The sequence below is a fragment of the Priestia sp. TRM10 genome (assembly GCF_057808375.1).
The window spans coordinates 1,255,795-1,272,018 of the sequence record NZ_JBJZOT010000015.1 but is presented as its reverse complement, the minus strand read 5'-3'; the positions used below and the strand labels follow the sequence as shown (position 1 = coordinate 1,272,018).

The following is a 16,224-nucleotide window of genomic DNA, read 5'->3' as shown; positions in this document are numbered from 1 at the left end:
AGTTATATATGGTAATTTATTATGTCATTGTAAATATAATTGGCTTACTCATAATGAGAGAAGATAAAAAAAGAGCCAAACAGCATGCTTGGCGCATTTCAGAAAAAACGCTTTTTCTAATCGCCCTGCTTGGAGGAGCGCTTGGCGGAATCATTGGAATGTACACTTATCGTCATAAAACGAAACATCCAAGTTTTAAAATTGGCTTTCCGCTTTTTATGCTGCTCCACATTGCTTTAATCTACATAATATTGAAATAAAAAGGAGAATACTTTATGAACTTTACACAGTTATTTTCAATGCAACACGAGCTTGATACACATATTGAACAAAAACACGGATTACAGGAAGAATCATTAATTCAACGTAAAACGCTAGCTCTTCTTGTGGAATTAGGAGAGCTTGCAAATGAGACGCGCTGCTTTAAATTTTGGAGTTTAAAGAAACCGGCAGAACGAGAAGTAATCTTAGAAGAGTATGTAGACGGAATCCATTTCATTCTTTCTCTAGGACTTGAAATAAATATTGACCAAGAAAAAGATTTTAAAAAAGAAGAAAATGACAATAATATAAATGAGCAGTTTTTATACGCATATCAAACCATTTCTGCCTTTCAAGTCAATCAAGAGGAACAGCACTATGAGGAAATGTTCTCGTCTTATTTACAGCTTGGCTATCTTCTAGGCTTTTCGGCTGAGGATATCAAACGTGCATATTTAGAGAAAAATGAAGAAAATTTTAAGCGTCAAGAGCAAGGATATTAGAATAAAAGGTTCTTTTTCGATATAATGAAGAAGAATTTACCTTTAAGGAGGCTGAACAGGGTGGCTAAACTTGATGAAACTCTAACAATGCTTAAAGACTTAACAGACGCAAAAGGAATTCCGGGAAATGAACGTGAAGTTCGTGCCGTTATGGAGAAGTACATATCATCTTACGCAGACGACGTGACAACGGACCGTTTAGGAAGCTTAATTGCAAGAAAAGTAGGAGATGAGAATGGTCCCAAAATTATGATTGCGGGTCATTTAGATGAAGTCGGCTTTATGGTAACAAATATTGATGACAAAGGATTTATTCGTTTCCAAACTGTTGGAGGCTGGTGGTCACAAGTTATGCTTGCCCAGCGTGTCACAATTGTTACTTCTAAAGGAGATGTGACAGGGATTATCGGTTCAAAACCACCGCATATTCTTCCTCCAGAGGCGCGAAAAAAACCGGTTGAAATTAAAGACATGTTCATTGACATTGGAGCAAGCAGTAAAGAGGAAGCGACAGAGTTTGGCATTCGTCCTGGAGACCAAGTTGTCCCATATTTTGAGTTTACTGTGCTGCAGAATGAAAAAATGTTGCTAGCAAAAGCTTGGGATAACCGAATTGGTTGTGCTATTGCAATCGATGTTTTAAAAGGATTAAAAAATGAAAATCATCCAAATGTTGTTTATGGAGTTGGTACTGTTCAAGAAGAGGTTGGTTTACGAGGTGCTCGCACATCTGCAACGCAAATTGAACCTGATATTGCATTTGGTGTTGATGTTGGGGTTGCAGGAGACACACCTGGTGTAACAGAAAAAGAAGCATTAGGTAAAATGGGGAATGGTCCTCAAATTATCCTTTATGACGCTTCAATGGTTTCTCATAAAGGCCTTCGTGACCTTGTAACAGATACAGCAGATGAGTTGAATATTCCGTATCAGTTTGATGCAATGGCAGGCGGTGGAACGGATTCTGGTGCTATTCACCTTACAGCAAACGGAGTTCCTGCGCTTTCTATTACAATTGCAACGCGTTATATCCACTCACATGCTGCAATGCTTCATCGTGATGATTATGAAAATACAGTGAAGTTGATTACAGAAGTTGTGAAGAGACTTGACCGTGACAAAGTAAATGAAATTACATTTAGCTAATAAAAAAGGAGCTCATATGAGCTCCTTTTTTATTAGCTACTTAATCCTTGTTCAAGGGTTGAAAGCATCTCTTCTTGATCCTCGCGATTTGAATGTTCCCAAATAATTTCAAATAAAACACCAAGACCAGGAAGCATTTTTTCTTCCTTACTTTCGATTGCATCTTTAATTGTTGCTTCAAGCTCTTGTTGAGAATTACCGGATACATTCGATATAATAGCATTGCGCAAGTTTAAATCCATTCTTTATCACCTCGTTACATTGTAATGAACAGTTTTATTATTTTCAGGTGAAAGGAATTATATGTATTGTGAGCATACTTTTAGAAGCAGAGATTGAATCAGCAACAAATGCTGTAGAAGGAGATATATTGTGAAACGAATTGACTCAGTAAAAAATCCGCGTGTAAAAGCGTGGAAGAAGTTAAAAACACGAAAAGAGCGAGAAAAAGAAGGTCTTTTTCTCGTTGAAGGCTATCATCTTGTTGAAGAAGCTTTAAAGCATGGCGTTCGAGAACTCATTATGAGTGAAGAAATTGCACTTCCAAGCCATTGGGATGTGAAGGAATGTGAAGTGTATATTGTTCCTAGTTCACTTATTAGAGAAATAGCGGATACTGAAACAACACAAGGAATCCTAGCGGTTTGTGAAATGAGAGAAGAAGATAAAGGGGAAACTGCTGAAAAAATTTTATTAATTGATGGTATTCAAGACCCTGGAAACTTAGGGACGATTATTAGAACGGCAGAAGCATCTGGCATTGAGCTTGTTGTATTAGGAAAAGGAACAGTAGACCTTTATAACGGGAAAACTATTCGTTCTACACAAGGTGCTCTATTTCATGTGCCAATTATTAGGGAAGACCTTGATGCATTTATTTCTGAGCTTAAGGAAAGAGAAGTCCCCGTGTATGGTACATCTTTGAAAAACGCTTTACCATATCGTGAAGTTGAAAAAAGTGAAAAGTTTGCTATTCTGCTTGGGAATGAAGGAAGTGGTGTAAAGGAAGAATATTTAGAGATGACAACTCAAAACCTTTATATTCCGATTATCGGGAAAAGTGAATCGTTAAACGTAGCAGTTGCAGCAGGCATTGTCCTTTATCATTTCGTTTAATCCTTTGTTGCATCCTGCATATGTTTTACCTATAATAGTTCTATAAGAAATAAAATATAGCTGTAAAAACAATGACAGAGAATAGTAGCTTATGTTTCACAATCAGGGAGAAGATGCCGTGACTGAAAGCATTTTTGTGGAGAAACGAAGTGAACGTTCACCTCTCGAGTTGGCACTGGGACCATTTAATTTTAAATGTAAAAGTGTACCGGTAAAATGCCGTTATTGAAATAAAGTTGAATGATATCTTTATGATACATTAACAAGGGTGGTACCGCGATCAAACCTCGTCCCTTTCTAGGGATGGGGTTTTTTATTGTTGTTTTTTAGAATACAGCACAGAAGTTAAAAGGAGGATGTTAGTTCATGAAAGAACGTTTGCAAGAGCTGAAAGAAGAAGCGTTAGGAAAAGTGGAAAGCGCACAGAATTTAAAAGAAGTCAATGACGTTCGCGTTGCATATTTGGGGAAAAAAGGTCCTATTACAGAAGTTCTTCGCGGCATGGGGAAGCTGTCAGCAGAGGAGCGTCCTGTTATTGGATCATTAGCAAACGAAGTACGTGAAGAAATTGCCTCTCAAATTGCGGCAAAACAAGCTCGTCTAGAAGAGGAAGAAGTAGAGCGTCAACTCGCTTCAGAAACAATTGATGTAACATTACCTGGGCGTCCTGTGAAAACAGGAAATCATCATCCGCTTACGGCTGTTATTGAAGAAATGGAAGATCTATTCCTTGGGATGGGTTACAGCATTGCAGAAGGTCCTGAAGTTGAAAAAGATTACTATAACTTTGAAGCTTTAAATTTACCAAAGGGTCATCCTGCTCGCGATATGCAAGATACGTTTTACATTACAGAGGATACGCTGCTCCGCACGCATACATCTTCTGTTCAGGCTCGTACAATGGTTGCATGTGAAGGCAAGGGTCCTGTTAAAATTATTTGCCCTGGTAAAGTGTATCGTCGTGACAATGATGATGCAACACATTCACATCAGTTTACACAAATTGAAGGTCTTGTTGTTGATAAAGATATTCGTATGAGTGATTTAAAAGGAACGCTAGAAGTATTTGCGAAAAAAATGTTTGGAGAAGAGCGTGAAATTCGTCTTCGTCCAAGTTTCTTCCCGTTTACAGAGCCATCTGTAGAAGTTGATGTTTCTTGTTTCAAATGTTCTGGTAAAGGGTGTAACGTTTGTAAGAAAACAGGCTGGATTGAGATCCTGGGAGCAGGTATGGTGCATCCAAACGTACTTGAAATGGCTGGCTTTGACTCAAAAGAGTATCAAGGATTTGCATTTGGAATTGGTGCAGAGCGTATCGCCATGCTGCGCTACGGAATTGAAGATATTCGTGAATTCTATACAAACGACGTTCGATTCACAACACAATTTAAAAGAGCATAAGAGGAGGTTCTAATATGTTTGTATCTTATCGTTGGTTAGAGCAATATATTGATTTAGAAGGAATTGACCCAAACGAATTAGCAGAGAAAATTACCCGCACAGGAATTGAAGTAGAAGGCGTAGAAACGTTAAATAAAGGAATCAAAGGCGTTGTTGTTGGTCATGTTTTAGAATGTGAGCAGCATCCAAATGCTGATAAATTAAATAAATGTCTTGTTGATGTTGGAGAAGAAGAACCTGTACAAATTATTTGTGGTGCTCCAAATGTTGCTAAAGGCCAAAAGGTAGCAGTAGCAAAAGTTGGCGCTGTGCTACCAGGAAATTTCAAAATTAAAAAAGCAAAGCTTCGTGGTGAAGCATCTCATGGTATGATTTGTTCTCTTCAAGAGCTTGGTATTGAAGGTAAGCTTGTTCCAAAAGAATACCAAGAAGGCATCTTTGTATTTGCAGATGATGCGGAAGTAGGGCGCGATGCACTTGAGCTTTTAAATCTTGATGACCATGTTCTTGAGCTTGGCTTAACGCCAAACCGTGCGGATTGCTTAAACATGCTTGGAGTTGCATACGAGGTTGGAGCTATCCTAGATAACGAAGTGAAATACCCAAGCATTGAGCTTCAAGAAAGCAGTGAAAAAGCAGAAGACTATATTAGAGTAAACGTGGAAGCAAAAGAAGATAATCCACTTTATGTTGCCCGCATTATTAAAAATGTAAAGATTGGACCATCTCCATTATGGATGCAAACACGTCTAATGGCAGCTGGCATTCGTCCGCATAACAATGTGGTTGATATTACAAACTACGTTCTTTTAGAATATGGGCAACCTCTTCATGCCTTTGACTATGATCGACTTGGCTCAAAAGAAATTCTCGTTCGTCATGCTGTAGAAGGAGAAAAAATTACAACGTTAGATGATCAAGAAAGAACGTTAAAAGGGGATCATCTTGTTATCACAAACGGAGAAACGCCAATTGCTCTTGCTGGAGTAATGGGGGGAGCGGACTCTGAGGTGAAAGATGATACAATAAATGTCTTGTTAGAATCTGCTTACTTTGCTGGTTTGAGCATTCGTAAATGTTCTAAAGACCACGGTCTTCGAAGTGAAGCAAGTGCTCGTTATGAAAAGGGAATTGATCCAAATCGCGTTCGTTCGGCTTCTGAGCGTGCAGCAGCTCTTATTGCTGAGTATGCAGGTGGAGAAGTAGTAAGTGGAGTTGTTGAGGCAAATACGTTAGATGCCGAGCCGAAAAGAGTAGACGTTACTCTTGCTAAAATTAATGGTGTACTTGGAACAGAGCTTACAGCTGATGAAGTAACAAGCATCTTTAATCGTCTTCGCTTTGAAGCTGTTGCAGATGGAGAACAAATTTCTGTAACAGTTCCAACTCGTCGTGGAGATATTACGATTAGCGAAGACTTAATTGAAGAAGTTGCTCGTTTATATGGATATGATCATATTCCTACAACACTTCCTGTTGGGGAATCAACGCCAGGACAGTTAACAAGTTATCAAGAAAAACGCCGTCGTGTCCGCCGCTATCTTGAAGGAGCAGGAATGCTTCAAGCCATTACGTATGCTCTAACAAGTGAAGAAAAAGCCGAGCAGTTTGCACTTGAAGTGTCAAAACATGTTCGTCTTGCTATGCCAATGAGTGAAGAGCGTTCAACGCTGCGTTTAAGCCTTATTCCACATTTGTTAGAAGTTGTAAAACACAATATTGCTCGTCAGCTTGATTCTGTTGCTCTATACGAAACAAGCTCTGTTTTCCTTTCAAAAGAAAATCAAGATTTACCAACTGAAAGAGAACATTTAGCAGGTGCTGTTTCAGGGCTTTGGCATATGCATATGTGGCAAGGGGAGAAAAAGGTTGTTGATTTCTTCACTGTAAAAGGGATTTTAGAAGGGCTATTTGATGTTCTTGGACTAGCAGAACGCATCGAGTTCCAAGCAAGTAAGCATGACGGAATGCATCCAGGTCGAACAGCAGCTATTTCATTAGATGGAAAAGAAATTGGGATTATTGGTCAAGTTCATCCTCACACAGCAAAACGCTATGATGTTCGTGAAACATATGTATTTGAACTTGATTTACAAACGCTTCTTTCAGCAGATGTTGAGGATGTTGTTTATGAAACAATTCCGCGCTTCCCATCTATTACTCGTGATATTGCTCTTGTGGTTGATAAAGGTATTTCAGCTGGTAAGCTAGAGCAAGAAATCCGTGGTACGGGTGGTAATCTATTGAAAGATGTAAAAGTTTTCGACCTTTATGAAGGTGAGCACGTTGAAGAAGGTAAAAAGTCAATTGCTTTCTCTCTACGTTATTTAGATCCAGAGCGCACGTTAACAGATGAAGAAGTAACTTCAACACATGAAAAAGTATTAGAAGCTCTTCATACTAAATTTGATGCATCACTACGTTCTTAAGTTAGAAAAAGGGAGAAGTCTTTGACTTCTCTCTTTTTATTTCTCTAAAAATCAATTTCTTGACCTGGCAAATTTTGATCCTGTATAGTTGTTGAAAAGTTATGTTGTAAAGAATATTAAGAGTATTTACTTAAAAGTTCTACATTTTTAAAATAGAAAATACATTAAGAGTGTGGCACAATGACAGTAAATGTTTATAATGAAGAAGTAAAAGAGTGTCATAGAATTTTTTACATAAGGAAGCTATTTTACAAGAAATGGTGTTTCCTTCTTCATATCATCCGTGTTATGATATAGAATAGGATTTTTGTGGGAACGGAGGATCTTTTGTGTCAAAACGGAGAAGAAATCGAACAACGGTCGACATATATGGGCAACAGTATAATATAATAGGTGATGAAAGTACAAGCCATGTACGCCTTGTCGCTTCGATTGTTGATGATAAGATGAGAGAAATTAACTTAAAGAACCCACAACTAGATATTAATAAACTAGCGGTCTTAACAGCTGTAAATGTTGTGAACGATTATATAAAATTAAAAGAAGAAGTTGAAAGATTAGAAGAGGAACTCATAAATAAGAAGGAATGAAGAACTATGCTCGTCGATATTATAGTGTTAATAATGTTATGCTACGGGTTTTTAATTGGCTTAAAGAGAGGATTAATTCTACAAGTAATTCGTCTTGTTAGCATTGTTCTTTCCATTTTCGTAGCTTACATGTACCATGAAGCTCTTGCTGAAAAACTTCAGCTATGGATTCCGTATCCGTCTGTTGAAGGAGGAAATGCTGTATCTCTTCTTGTACAAAGTTCTTATGCAGAAGAGCTATTTTACCGGATCATCTCATTTGCTATTCTTTTCTTTTTAACAAATTTGGTGATTCATATTATTGGCTCGCTCTTTGATTTTGTAGCGCAGCTTCCGATATTACGTCATTTTAATAAATGGGCAGGAGCCATCCTTGGATTTGTAGAGATTTATGTAATTGTTTTTATTGTGTTGTATATTATTGCACTGCTTCCTGTCGGCGGTATACAAGCACAAGTTCAAAACTCATCTCTTGCAGGGATTATTGTAAATCACACTCCATATCTCTCTGATATGATTCCAGAGCTATGGGGGAAAGATATGTAAAAAAGCTTGGCGATTTTTCGTCGAGCTTTTTTATGTTCTTTTGTAGAGAGAGAAAGAAGAAAGGGTAGAAGAAGATGGTTAGCCTTGTAAAATGAGCTTCTTCGCTTTCATAAGCAAAATACGATATGATAATAAAGTTAATATGCTTCTAGGCTATAAGGAGGCAGAGATTGTACTTTTTTAAAAAAACTTTGTATCATCTTCAATAGAAGAACGTATAAGAAGTGGGTGTGAAAATGAATAAAAAAGAGATTATTAAACTTTTGGAAAAGATTGCTGTATATATGGAGTTAAAAGGAGATAATGCATTTAAAATTTCGGCCTTTAGAAAGGCGGCAGGTGCACTTGAGAATGATGAGCGCAGCTTGAGTGAAATTGAAAGCTTCACATCTCTTGCAGGCATTGGAAAAGGAACTAGTGCTGTTATTGAAGAGTATATTCAAGATGGACAATCTACTGTGCTAGAAGAGTTAAAAAAAGAAGTTCCAGAAGGATTAATTCCTCTTCTTGATTTACCAGGATTAGGTGGAAAAAAGATTGCAAAGCTTTATCAACAGCTGAATGTTACGGATATGGTCACATTAAAGGCTGCCTGTGAAGAAGGAAAAGTACAGGAACTTAGCGGCTTCGGTAAAAAAACAGAGGAGAAAATTCTTGCTGCAATCGAGGAATATGGGACACGTCCTGAACGATTGCCACTTGCTATTATGTTACCACTTGTGGAAAAAATCGAAGAAACGCTTGCTGATATGAAAGGCATTATTCGTTTCTCACGAGCAGGCAGCGTACGCCGTATGAGAGAAACAGTGAAAGACTTAGATTTTATTATTTCTACAGAAGAGCCGTCTCTTGTTCGTGATAGCTTACTCGCAATGCCGTCTATTAAAGAAATAATTGCAAGTGGAAATACGAAAGTATCGGTTGTGCTTGAAGATGTTTATGATATATCTGTTGATTTTCGTCTTGTAGAAGACAAGGCATTTCCCACAACGCTTCATCATTTTACAGGCTCAAAAGATCATAACGTCAGAATGAGACAGCTTGCGAAAGAACGTGGAGAGAAAATTAGTGAATATGGTGTTGAGAATATAGAAACAGGAGAAATCCGTACGTTTTCATCTGAAGAAGAGTTTTATAACTATTTTAACTTACCGTTTATTTTACCTGAAATGCGTGAAGATGGAACAGAAGTAGATAAGCTAACGAAAGAAGATCGCTTTATTTCACTTCAAGACATAAAAGGAGACGTGCACATGCATTCCACATGGAGTGATGGCGCATACTCTATCGAAGAAATGGTGGAAGCATGCCGTGCAAGGGGCTATGAGTACATGGCAATTACTGACCATTCCCAATATTTAAAAGTGGCAAATGGACTAACACCAGAACGAATTCGTAAACAGCGAGAAGAAATTAAGAAGCTAAATGAAAAATATGATGACTTTACAATCCTTTCAGGAATTGAGATGGATATTCTTCCTGATGGTACATTAGATTATGATGATGAAATTCTACAGGAAATGGATATTGTTATTGCTTCTATCCATTCAAGTTTTTCTCAGCCTCGAGAAGTTATTATGGAGCGATTAAAAACAGCTCTTAATAGTCATCATGTCGATATTATTGCACATCCAACAGGAAGACTGATTGGACGAAGAGACGGATATGACGTTGATATGGATTTGTTAATTGAGCTTGCTCACGAAACAAAAACAGCACTTGAACTCAATGCCAATCCACATCGCTTAGACCTTGCTTCTCATCATTTGAAAAAAGCACAAGAGCAAGGAGTAAAGCTTGTAATTAATACAGATGCACATAATCTGGACATGCTTGAAGATATGAAAGTTGGGGTGTCGACAGCTGTAAAAGGCTGGATTCGCAAAGAGAGCGTTATTAACACATATCCTTTAGAAGAATTGAGAGCATTTTTAAAACGTAATGATTAATACAAGGAAAGCAAGGTTTAAAAGGAGTGAACATGTTTGCAAGCGCGCATTTTAAAAACATTAGAGTTCGATAAAATTAAAGAAGGTCTGTTAAAACATGCAGCATCTTCACTAGGACGAGAGAAAGTAGAGAGTCTTCGCCCGTCCATAAGTTTCACAGAAGTAGAAGCTTGGCAAAACGCAACTGATGAGGCAGCTCAAGTGCTTCGGGTGAAAGGAAATGTTCCACTTGGCGGTATCCATGATATAAAAGCAAGTGCTAAAAGGGCAGAGATCGGTGGAACACTTTCAGCAAGTGAGCTACTGGAAATCTCAAGCACAATTTATGCAACAAGACAGCTTTCAATATTTATGGAAAGTTTAGAAGAGAATACAGACCTTTCATTACCTATTTTGAAAGGGTATATTGAAGGTTTTATTATCTTAACAGATCTTGAGCGAACAATTGAGAACAGCATTGACGATAATGGGACAGTGTTAGACGGAGCGAGTGAAAAACTGCGAGGATTACGTCAAAAACTGCGTTCTACAGAAGCGCGTGTTCGACAAAAGCTAGAGCAAATGACGCGTTCCTCTTCTGCAACAAAAATGCTTTCAGATGCAATTATAACGATTCGTAATGATCGCTATGTGCTTCCGGTTAAACAAGAATATCGCGGAGCATATGGAGGAATTATTCACGATCAATCTTCCTCAGGAGCAACGTTATTTATTGAGCCACAAGCAATTGTAAACTTAAACAATGAGCTTCAAGCGGCCCGAGTAGAAGAAAAGCGTGAGATTGAGCGTATTCTTGCACAAATTACGGCAGAAGTAGCAGAAGTTGCTCGCGAGCTTTCTGTTAACGTTGATATGCTAGCAGAAATTGATTTTATGTTTACAAAAGGGCAGTATAGCCACAAATTAAAAGGTTCAAAACCAAAGCTTAATAAAGAAGGATATATTAATCTGAAAAAAGCACGTCATCCCTTAATTACTGCAGAAGATGTTGTAGCAAACGATATTGAGCTTGGAGGAGAGTACCCAAGCATCGTTATTACAGGTCCAAATACAGGAGGAAAAACGGTAACGTTAAAAACAGTTGGGTTGTTTACACTTATGGCACAAGCAGGTCTCCAAATCCCGGCTTTGGACGGTTCTGAAGTAGCGGTCTTTGAAAATGTATTTGCTGACATTGGAGACGAACAGTCTATTGAGCAAAGCTTGAGTACGTTTTCTTCTCATATGGTGAATATCGTTAACATTTTAAAAGGTGTTGATAATAAGAGCCTTGTATTATTTGATGAGCTTGGTGCTGGAACAGATCCTCAGGAAGGAGCGGCACTTGCTATCTCTATCCTAGATGAAGTATACAATAGAGGAGCACGTGTTATAGCGACAACTCATTATCCTGAACTGAAGGCGTACGGATATAATCGAAAAGGAGTAATGAATGCAAGCGTTGAGTTCGATGTGGAAACACTTCGTCCGACATATAAACTACTTTTAGGGGTTCCAGGACGAAGCAATGCATTTGAGATTTCACGCCGATTAGGTCTTTCAGAAGAAGTTATTAACGAAGCAAAGGGATATATTGGAGCAGATACAAATAAGGTAGAAAATATGATTGCTTCACTCGAGGATAGCCGCAAAAAAGCTGAAAGTGAAAAGGAAGAAGCTGCTTTATTTAGGAAAGAGGCAGAACAGCTTCATCGTGAACTGCAGGATCAAATTATAGAATTTAACAATGAAAGAGACAAATTGCTTGAGCAAGCTGAACAAAAAGCAGCAAAAGCAGTGGAGGAAGCGCGGGCCGAAGCGGAGAATATTATTAAAGACCTGCGTAATATGCGTCTTAATCAACAAAGTGGAATAAAAGAACATGAGCTAATTCAAGCAAGAAAAGATCTTGAAGAAGCAGTTCCAACATTAAGAAAAGGCACGAAAGCGGCACCGAAACCGAAAAAGGTAGAAAGAAAGCTTTCTCCAGGGGATGAAGTGAAAGTATCAACATTCGGTCAAAAAGGAACGCTATTAGACAAAGTATCAGATACAGAGTGGGAAGTACAGCTTGGTATTATGAAAATGAAAGTAAAAGAGTCAAACTTAGAGTTTATTAGTTCTCCAAAAGCTGTAGAAACAAGACCACTTGCAACAGTAAAAGGCAAAGATTATCATGTTAAGCTTGAGCTTGACCTCCGCGGAGAACGGTTTGAAAATGCTATTCAGCGCGTTGAGAAGTATATTGATGATGCACTTCTTGCTGGGTATCCACGTGTTTCTATTATTCATGGAAAAGGAACAGGGGCTTTAAGAACAGGTGTACAAGACTACTTGAAAAATCATCGTTTCGTCAAAAGCATTCGTTTTGGGGAAGCATCAGAAGGCGGCTCTGGAGTGACCGTTGCTGAACTAAAATAAGGGAGTGAGAGCCGCTGTGAAGGAATTTTGGGAGAATCCTTATGTATTAACAGCAGCGAACTATAGCGTTGTTATTTTATGCATTGTTCTAGCTCTTGTCATCTTTGAACTTGTGACAAGTTATAAAAACTGGGAGGAAATTCAGCGTGGAAATCTAGCCGTTGCTATGGCTACGGGTGGGAAAATCTTTGGCGTAGCAAATGTTTTTCAAGGCTCGATTAGCCAGCACAATACGTTGTTTGTAATGGTTGGCTGGGGAGTTTTTGGCTTTATTCTTCTATTAATTAGCTATTTTATTTTTGAATTTCTTACACCAAAATTCAAGATTGATCATGAAATTGCGCAAGACAACAGAGCCGTTGGATTTATATCGATGGTCATTTCAATTGGAATGTCGTTTGTTATTTCAGCTGGAATAGGGTGATAAACAATGGAGAAGCTAGCTAAACTTTTGCTTATTCTTTGCGGTTTATTTATGACAATTGGGATTATTTATATAGTGTTTATTGCATAAAACAAGAGAAGAAACATTTCGATGTTTCTTCTCTTGTTTTTCTTTGAAAGCCTTTTCTTTTTAGTGATCCTCATTGTATAATAAACATAGTGTGCGTAATAAATGCGAAACTGAGGAGGTATTTTTTGTGCTTCAAGCATCCGAAAAACCGTGGTTGATTCACTATCCGCCTGAAATACCGGCAGAAATCACTCTTGGTGAAGCGACGCTTGTATCGCTATTTCAAAAAGCAGCAAAAGAATTTCAAGAAAATCCCGCTATTCACTTTTTAGGAAAAACTCTTTCGTTTAAAGAGTTAGCTGCCCAAACTGATCAACTTTCTTGCTATTTTTATGAGATAGGAGTTCGTAAAGGTGATCGAGTAGCTATTATGCTACCAAACTGTCCTCAAACTGTAATTGCCTTTAATGCCGTATTACAATTAGGAGCAGTCGTTGTACTTGTTAACCCGCTTTATACAGAAAGAGAACTATCCTACCAACTCCAAGATTCAGGCGCAAGATTCCTTATTACTCTAGATTTGTTATATTCAAAAGTTTTTAAGATGAAAGCGCTAACAAAGATAGAACATCTCATTATAACATCCATCAAAGATTACTTGCCTTTTCCAAAAAATCTTCTTTATCCATATCTCCAAAAAAAGACTCAAAAAACCGTCCAAAACATAAAAGAAGACAGCGATACGCATAAATGGTCCACCATTTTAAAAACAAAAATAGCAAGTTCGGTAAAAGAAGAAGTGTATAGCGATGATTTAGCTCTTTTACAATATACAGGAGGAACAACAGGTTTTCCGAAAGGAGTAATGTTGACACATCAAAACTTAGTCGCTAATACGAAGATGTGTACAACATGGCTTTACAAATGCGAAAGAGGAAATGAAAGAATTTTAGGCGTTTTGCCTTTTTTTCACGTGTATGGATTAACAACAGTGCTTATTTTATCTCTACTAGAAGGATATGAAATGGTTCTTTTACCAAAATTTAAAATAAAAGAGGTATTAAAAACAATTGATAAGAGAAAGCCAACACTATTTCCTGGAGCTCCCACAATTTATGTTGGACTGCTTAATAATGCTAGTTTACCAAAATATGATCTTTCCTCGATTAAAGCTTGTATAAGCGGTTCTTCACCACTTCCTGCTTATGTTCAGGAAAAGTTTGAGGACCTTACAGGAGGGAAGCTTGTAGAGGGTTATGGACTAACAGAAAGTTCCCCTGTGACACATGCTAATTTTCTCTGGGGAAAAAGAAAACAAGGAAGTGTTGGTGTACCTTGGCCAAATACGGATGCTAAAATTGTTTCGCTTGAAACAGGAGAAGCTTTACCATGTGGCGAGATAGGAGAGATTGCTGTAAAAGGGCCTCAAGTGATGAAAGGATACTGGCATCAAGAAGAAGAAACAAAACAAGTGTTGAAAGATGGGTGGCTTTTTACAGGAGACTTAGGCTATTTTGATGAAGACGGCTATTTCTACATTGTGGATCGAAAAAAAGATATGATTATTGCGAGTGGATATAATATTTACCCTCGTGAAGTAGAAGAAGTGCTATACGGGTATTCAAAAGTAAAAGAAGCCGTTGTTATTGGCATCCCTGACTTATACAGAGGAGAAACGGTCAAAGCTTTTGTTGTATTAAAAGATGGTGTATCATGTTCAGAAAAAGAACTTGATGAGTATGTACGCTTGTCTCTTGCTTCCTATAAAGTTCCAAAAGTCTATGAGTTCAGAAAAGAATTACCTAAAACAGCTGTTGGGAAAATCTTAAGGCGTGTTTTGATAGAAGAAGAAAGACAAGAATAGATAGTGTTTTCCCTTCAAACCCAATTTCACTATAATTCTGTTGACAGGTTTGTCGGGATATTTTAAGATGATATTATGAATGAATAACCATTCATTTTATTCAGTCGAACAAAATGATAATCAATTGTACAGAATATGGTGTACTCTGTTGGTAATTAATGAAGCAAGGGAGCAAACAATATGAATCGAAATAGACCAAAATTCAAACAAATTTTAGATGCAGCAGTTGTCGTCATTGCCGAACACGGCTATCATAGCTCTCAAGTATCTAAGATTGCTAAACAAGCAGGGGTAGCAGACGGAACTATTTATCTCTATTTTAAAAATAAGGAAGATATCCTCATATCCCTTTTTCAAGAGAAAATGGGGCAATTTATTGAAAGAATTCAAGAGGATATTCAAAAAGAAGAAACAGCTTCTGAAAAGCTTTTCTTTTTAATTCAGCGTCACATTACGTTTCTTTCGGAAGATCAACACTTAGCAGCTGTAACTCAGCTTGAACTTCGCCAAACAAACCGCGATATAAGAAACCAAATTAACGAAGTTCTAAAAGGCTACCTTCAAATCATTGATGAAATTTTAGAAAGCGGCATTGAGAGCGGTGAGTTCCAAGAAGAACTAGATGCTCGTCTTGCTCGTCAAATGATTTTTGGAACAATTGATGAAGTTGTGACAACATGGGTGATGAATGAGTATAAGTACGACATTACAGAACTTATTCCAAAAGTCCATAAGCTTCTACTTCATGGTTGTAAAAGATAAAGATTGCGCTATAGGAGGGATATGATGGCTTACGTTCAAATGAACAAAAATCAGCACGTCACAACTCTTACCTTAAATAAACCAAAAGCAAATGCTTTGTCAACAGCTCTTTTAAAAGAGCTTTGGAATACTTTTTCGTTACTTGAAACAGATGATGAAACCCGCGTTATTGTACTTCGAGGAGAAGGAAAGTTTTTTTGTGCAGGAGCGGATATTAAAGAATTCACAGCACTGCAAAAAAGTGAAGATTATGAGTCTCTTGCTCGCTTTGGGCAAAAGCTTATGAACAAGATTGAAACATACCCCAAGCCAGTTATTGCGGCTATTCATGGAGCAGCCTTAGGCGGAGGTCTTGAACTGGCAATGGGGTGTCATATGAGGTTTGTTGCAGCAGAAGCCCGCTTAGGACTTCCAGAGCTTACACTTGGAATTATTCCCGGCTTTGCAGGAACGCAGCGACTTCCAAGGCTTGTCGGAGTAGGAAAAGCATGTGAAATGATGCTAACAGGACAATCGATTTCTGGAAGTGAAGCTGTTCGCATAGGTCTAGCAAACGAGGCGTTTGAAGAAAATGAGCTTTTTCAAAAAGTAGCAGAGCTTGCTGGGCAAATGGCAAGAAAAAGTCCTATGACTATTAAAGCAGTTTTGCATCTTTTACAATATGCTAAAGATGCCCGCTATGAAGAAGGAATAGAAGAAGAAGCAAGGAAATTTAAAGAAGTATTCGGTTCAGAGGACGCTTCAGAAGGGATTGCTGCTTTTTTAGAAAAAAGAAAGCCATTCTTCCAGGGTAAATAATCTTA

15 protein-coding genes and 1 other annotated feature are annotated in these 16,224 nt (G+C 37.9%); of the genes, 14 read left to right on the top strand and 1 reads right to left on the bottom strand.

Translation table 11 applies throughout. The features are described from left to right. The first annotated feature begins 8 nt into the window (after positions 1-8). Genes ACK3CR_RS23320 through ACK3CR_RS23310 form a run of 3 tightly spaced genes read left to right on the top strand, consistent with a single transcriptional unit; the run spans position 9 to position 1,910 of the window. Entirely contained in the window at positions 9-260 is a 252-nt protein-coding gene (locus ACK3CR_RS23320; protein ID WP_488976156.1) for a DUF1294 domain-containing protein, read from the top strand. 15 nt (positions 261-275) lie between these two features. Continuing rightward, entirely contained in the window at positions 276-764 is a 489-nt protein-coding gene (locus ACK3CR_RS23315; protein ID WP_410914134.1) for a dUTP diphosphatase, read from the top strand. Between the two features lie 60 nt (positions 765-824). After that, positions 825-1,910, top strand: coding sequence for a M42 family metallopeptidase (locus ACK3CR_RS23310; RefSeq protein ID WP_243517276.1), 1,086 nt, complete (start codon positions 825-827; stop codon positions 1,908-1,910). Positions 1,911-1,942: 32 nt separating this feature from the next. On the opposite strand, the gene sspI is transcribed toward ACK3CR_RS23310, so the two are convergent. Then, positions 1,943-2,152, bottom strand: coding sequence for a small acid-soluble spore protein SspI (sspI, locus tag ACK3CR_RS23305; protein ID WP_019391241.1), 210 nt, complete (start codon positions 2,150-2,152; stop codon positions 1,943-1,945). A 130-nt stretch (positions 2,153-2,282) separates the two neighbouring features. On the opposite strand from sspI, the gene ACK3CR_RS23300 reads away from it, so the two are divergent. The 11 genes from ACK3CR_RS23300 (at position 2,283) to ACK3CR_RS23250 (ending at position 16,219) form a co-directional block, all read left to right on the top strand. Then, the gene (locus ACK3CR_RS23300) at positions 2,283-3,026 is read left to right on the top strand and encodes a TrmH family RNA methyltransferase (RefSeq protein ID WP_243517277.1); all 744 of its coding nucleotides are present in this window, start codon (positions 2,283-2,285) and stop codon (positions 3,024-3,026) included. A gap of 62 nt (positions 3,027-3,088) precedes the next feature. Then, positions 3,089-3,324, top strand: a binding site (T-box leader). A gap of 68 nt (positions 3,325-3,392) precedes the next feature. Beyond that, positions 3,393-4,427 (top strand): phenylalanine--tRNA ligase subunit alpha, encoded by a 1,035-nt coding sequence (gene pheS, locus ACK3CR_RS23295; RefSeq protein WP_040056904.1) that lies wholly within the window; start codon positions 3,393-3,395, stop codon positions 4,425-4,427. A gap of 14 nt (positions 4,428-4,441) precedes the next feature. Further along, entirely contained in the window at positions 4,442-6,856 is a 2,415-nt protein-coding gene (gene pheT / locus ACK3CR_RS23290; protein ID WP_243517278.1) for a phenylalanine--tRNA ligase subunit beta, read from the top strand. A 329-nt stretch (positions 6,857-7,185) separates the two neighbouring features. Next, a complete protein-coding gene (gene zapA / locus ACK3CR_RS23285; protein WP_019391245.1) occupies positions 7,186-7,446 on the top strand; it encodes a cell division protein ZapA in 261 nt (86 codons plus the stop codon). Between the two features lie 6 nt (positions 7,447-7,452). Beyond that, positions 7,453-7,992 carry a CvpA family protein gene (locus ACK3CR_RS23280; RefSeq protein ID WP_243517279.1) on the top strand — a complete coding sequence of 180 codons (540 nt, stop codon included), beginning with the start codon at positions 7,453-7,455 and terminating at the stop codon, positions 7,990-7,992. Between the two features lie 236 nt (positions 7,993-8,228). After that, positions 8,229-9,941: a DNA polymerase/3'-5' exonuclease PolX gene (gene polX / locus ACK3CR_RS23275; RefSeq protein ID WP_488976155.1), complete on the top strand. Its 1,713-nt coding sequence runs from the start codon at positions 8,229-8,231 to the stop codon at positions 9,939-9,941. Positions 9,942-9,977: 36 nt separating this feature from the next. After that, the gene (locus tag ACK3CR_RS23270; RefSeq protein WP_488976154.1) at positions 9,978-12,341 is read left to right on the top strand and encodes an endonuclease MutS2; all 2,364 of its coding nucleotides are present in this window, start codon (positions 9,978-9,980) and stop codon (positions 12,339-12,341) included. 16 nt (positions 12,342-12,357) lie between these two features. Continuing rightward, positions 12,358-12,765, top strand: coding sequence for a DUF350 domain-containing protein (locus ACK3CR_RS23265; protein WP_111922012.1), 408 nt, complete (start codon positions 12,358-12,360; stop codon positions 12,763-12,765). Between the two features lie 217 nt (positions 12,766-12,982). After that, positions 12,983-14,659 carry an AMP-binding protein gene (locus tag ACK3CR_RS23260; protein ID WP_488976153.1) on the top strand — a complete coding sequence of 559 codons (1,677 nt, stop codon included), beginning with the start codon at positions 12,983-12,985 and terminating at the stop codon, positions 14,657-14,659. 180 nt (positions 14,660-14,839) lie between these two features. Continuing rightward, the gene (fadR, locus tag ACK3CR_RS23255; RefSeq protein ID WP_019391251.1) at positions 14,840-15,421 is read left to right on the top strand and encodes a fatty acid metabolism transcriptional regulator FadR; all 582 of its coding nucleotides are present in this window, start codon (positions 14,840-14,842) and stop codon (positions 15,419-15,421) included. A 24-nt stretch (positions 15,422-15,445) separates the two neighbouring features. Next, positions 15,446-16,219: an enoyl-CoA hydratase gene (locus ACK3CR_RS23250; protein WP_243517288.1), complete on the top strand. Its 774-nt coding sequence runs from the start codon at positions 15,446-15,448 to the stop codon at positions 16,217-16,219. Positions 16,220-16,224: the final 5 nt, after the last annotated feature.

What these genes read in the sequence shown, in the direction of transcription:
- ACK3CR_RS23320 (WP_488976156.1), top strand. Translation starts at nt 9, where the DNA reads ATGGTAATTTATTATGTCATTGTAAATATAATTGGCTTACTCATAATG.
- ACK3CR_RS23315 (WP_410914134.1), top strand. Translation starts at nt 276, where the DNA reads ATGAACTTTACACAGTTATTTTCAATGCAACACGAGCTTGATACACAT.
- sspI (WP_019391241.1), bottom strand. Translation starts at nt 2,152, where the DNA reads ATGGATTTAAACTTGCGCAATGCTATTATATCGAATGTATCCGGTAAT.
- pheS (WP_040056904.1), top strand. Translation starts at nt 3,393, where the DNA reads ATGAAAGAACGTTTGCAAGAGCTGAAAGAAGAAGCGTTAGGAAAAGTG.
- pheT (WP_243517278.1), top strand. Translation starts at nt 4,442, where the DNA reads ATGTTTGTATCTTATCGTTGGTTAGAGCAATATATTGATTTAGAAGGA.
- ACK3CR_RS23280 (WP_243517279.1), top strand. Translation starts at nt 7,453, where the DNA reads ATGCTCGTCGATATTATAGTGTTAATAATGTTATGCTACGGGTTTTTA.
- polX (WP_488976155.1), top strand. Translation starts at nt 8,229, where the DNA reads ATGAATAAAAAAGAGATTATTAAACTTTTGGAAAAGATTGCTGTATAT.
- fadR (WP_019391251.1), top strand. Translation starts at nt 14,840, where the DNA reads ATGAATCGAAATAGACCAAAATTCAAACAAATTTTAGATGCAGCAGTT.
- ACK3CR_RS23250 (WP_243517288.1), top strand. Translation starts at nt 15,446, where the DNA reads ATGGCTTACGTTCAAATGAACAAAAATCAGCACGTCACAACTCTTACC.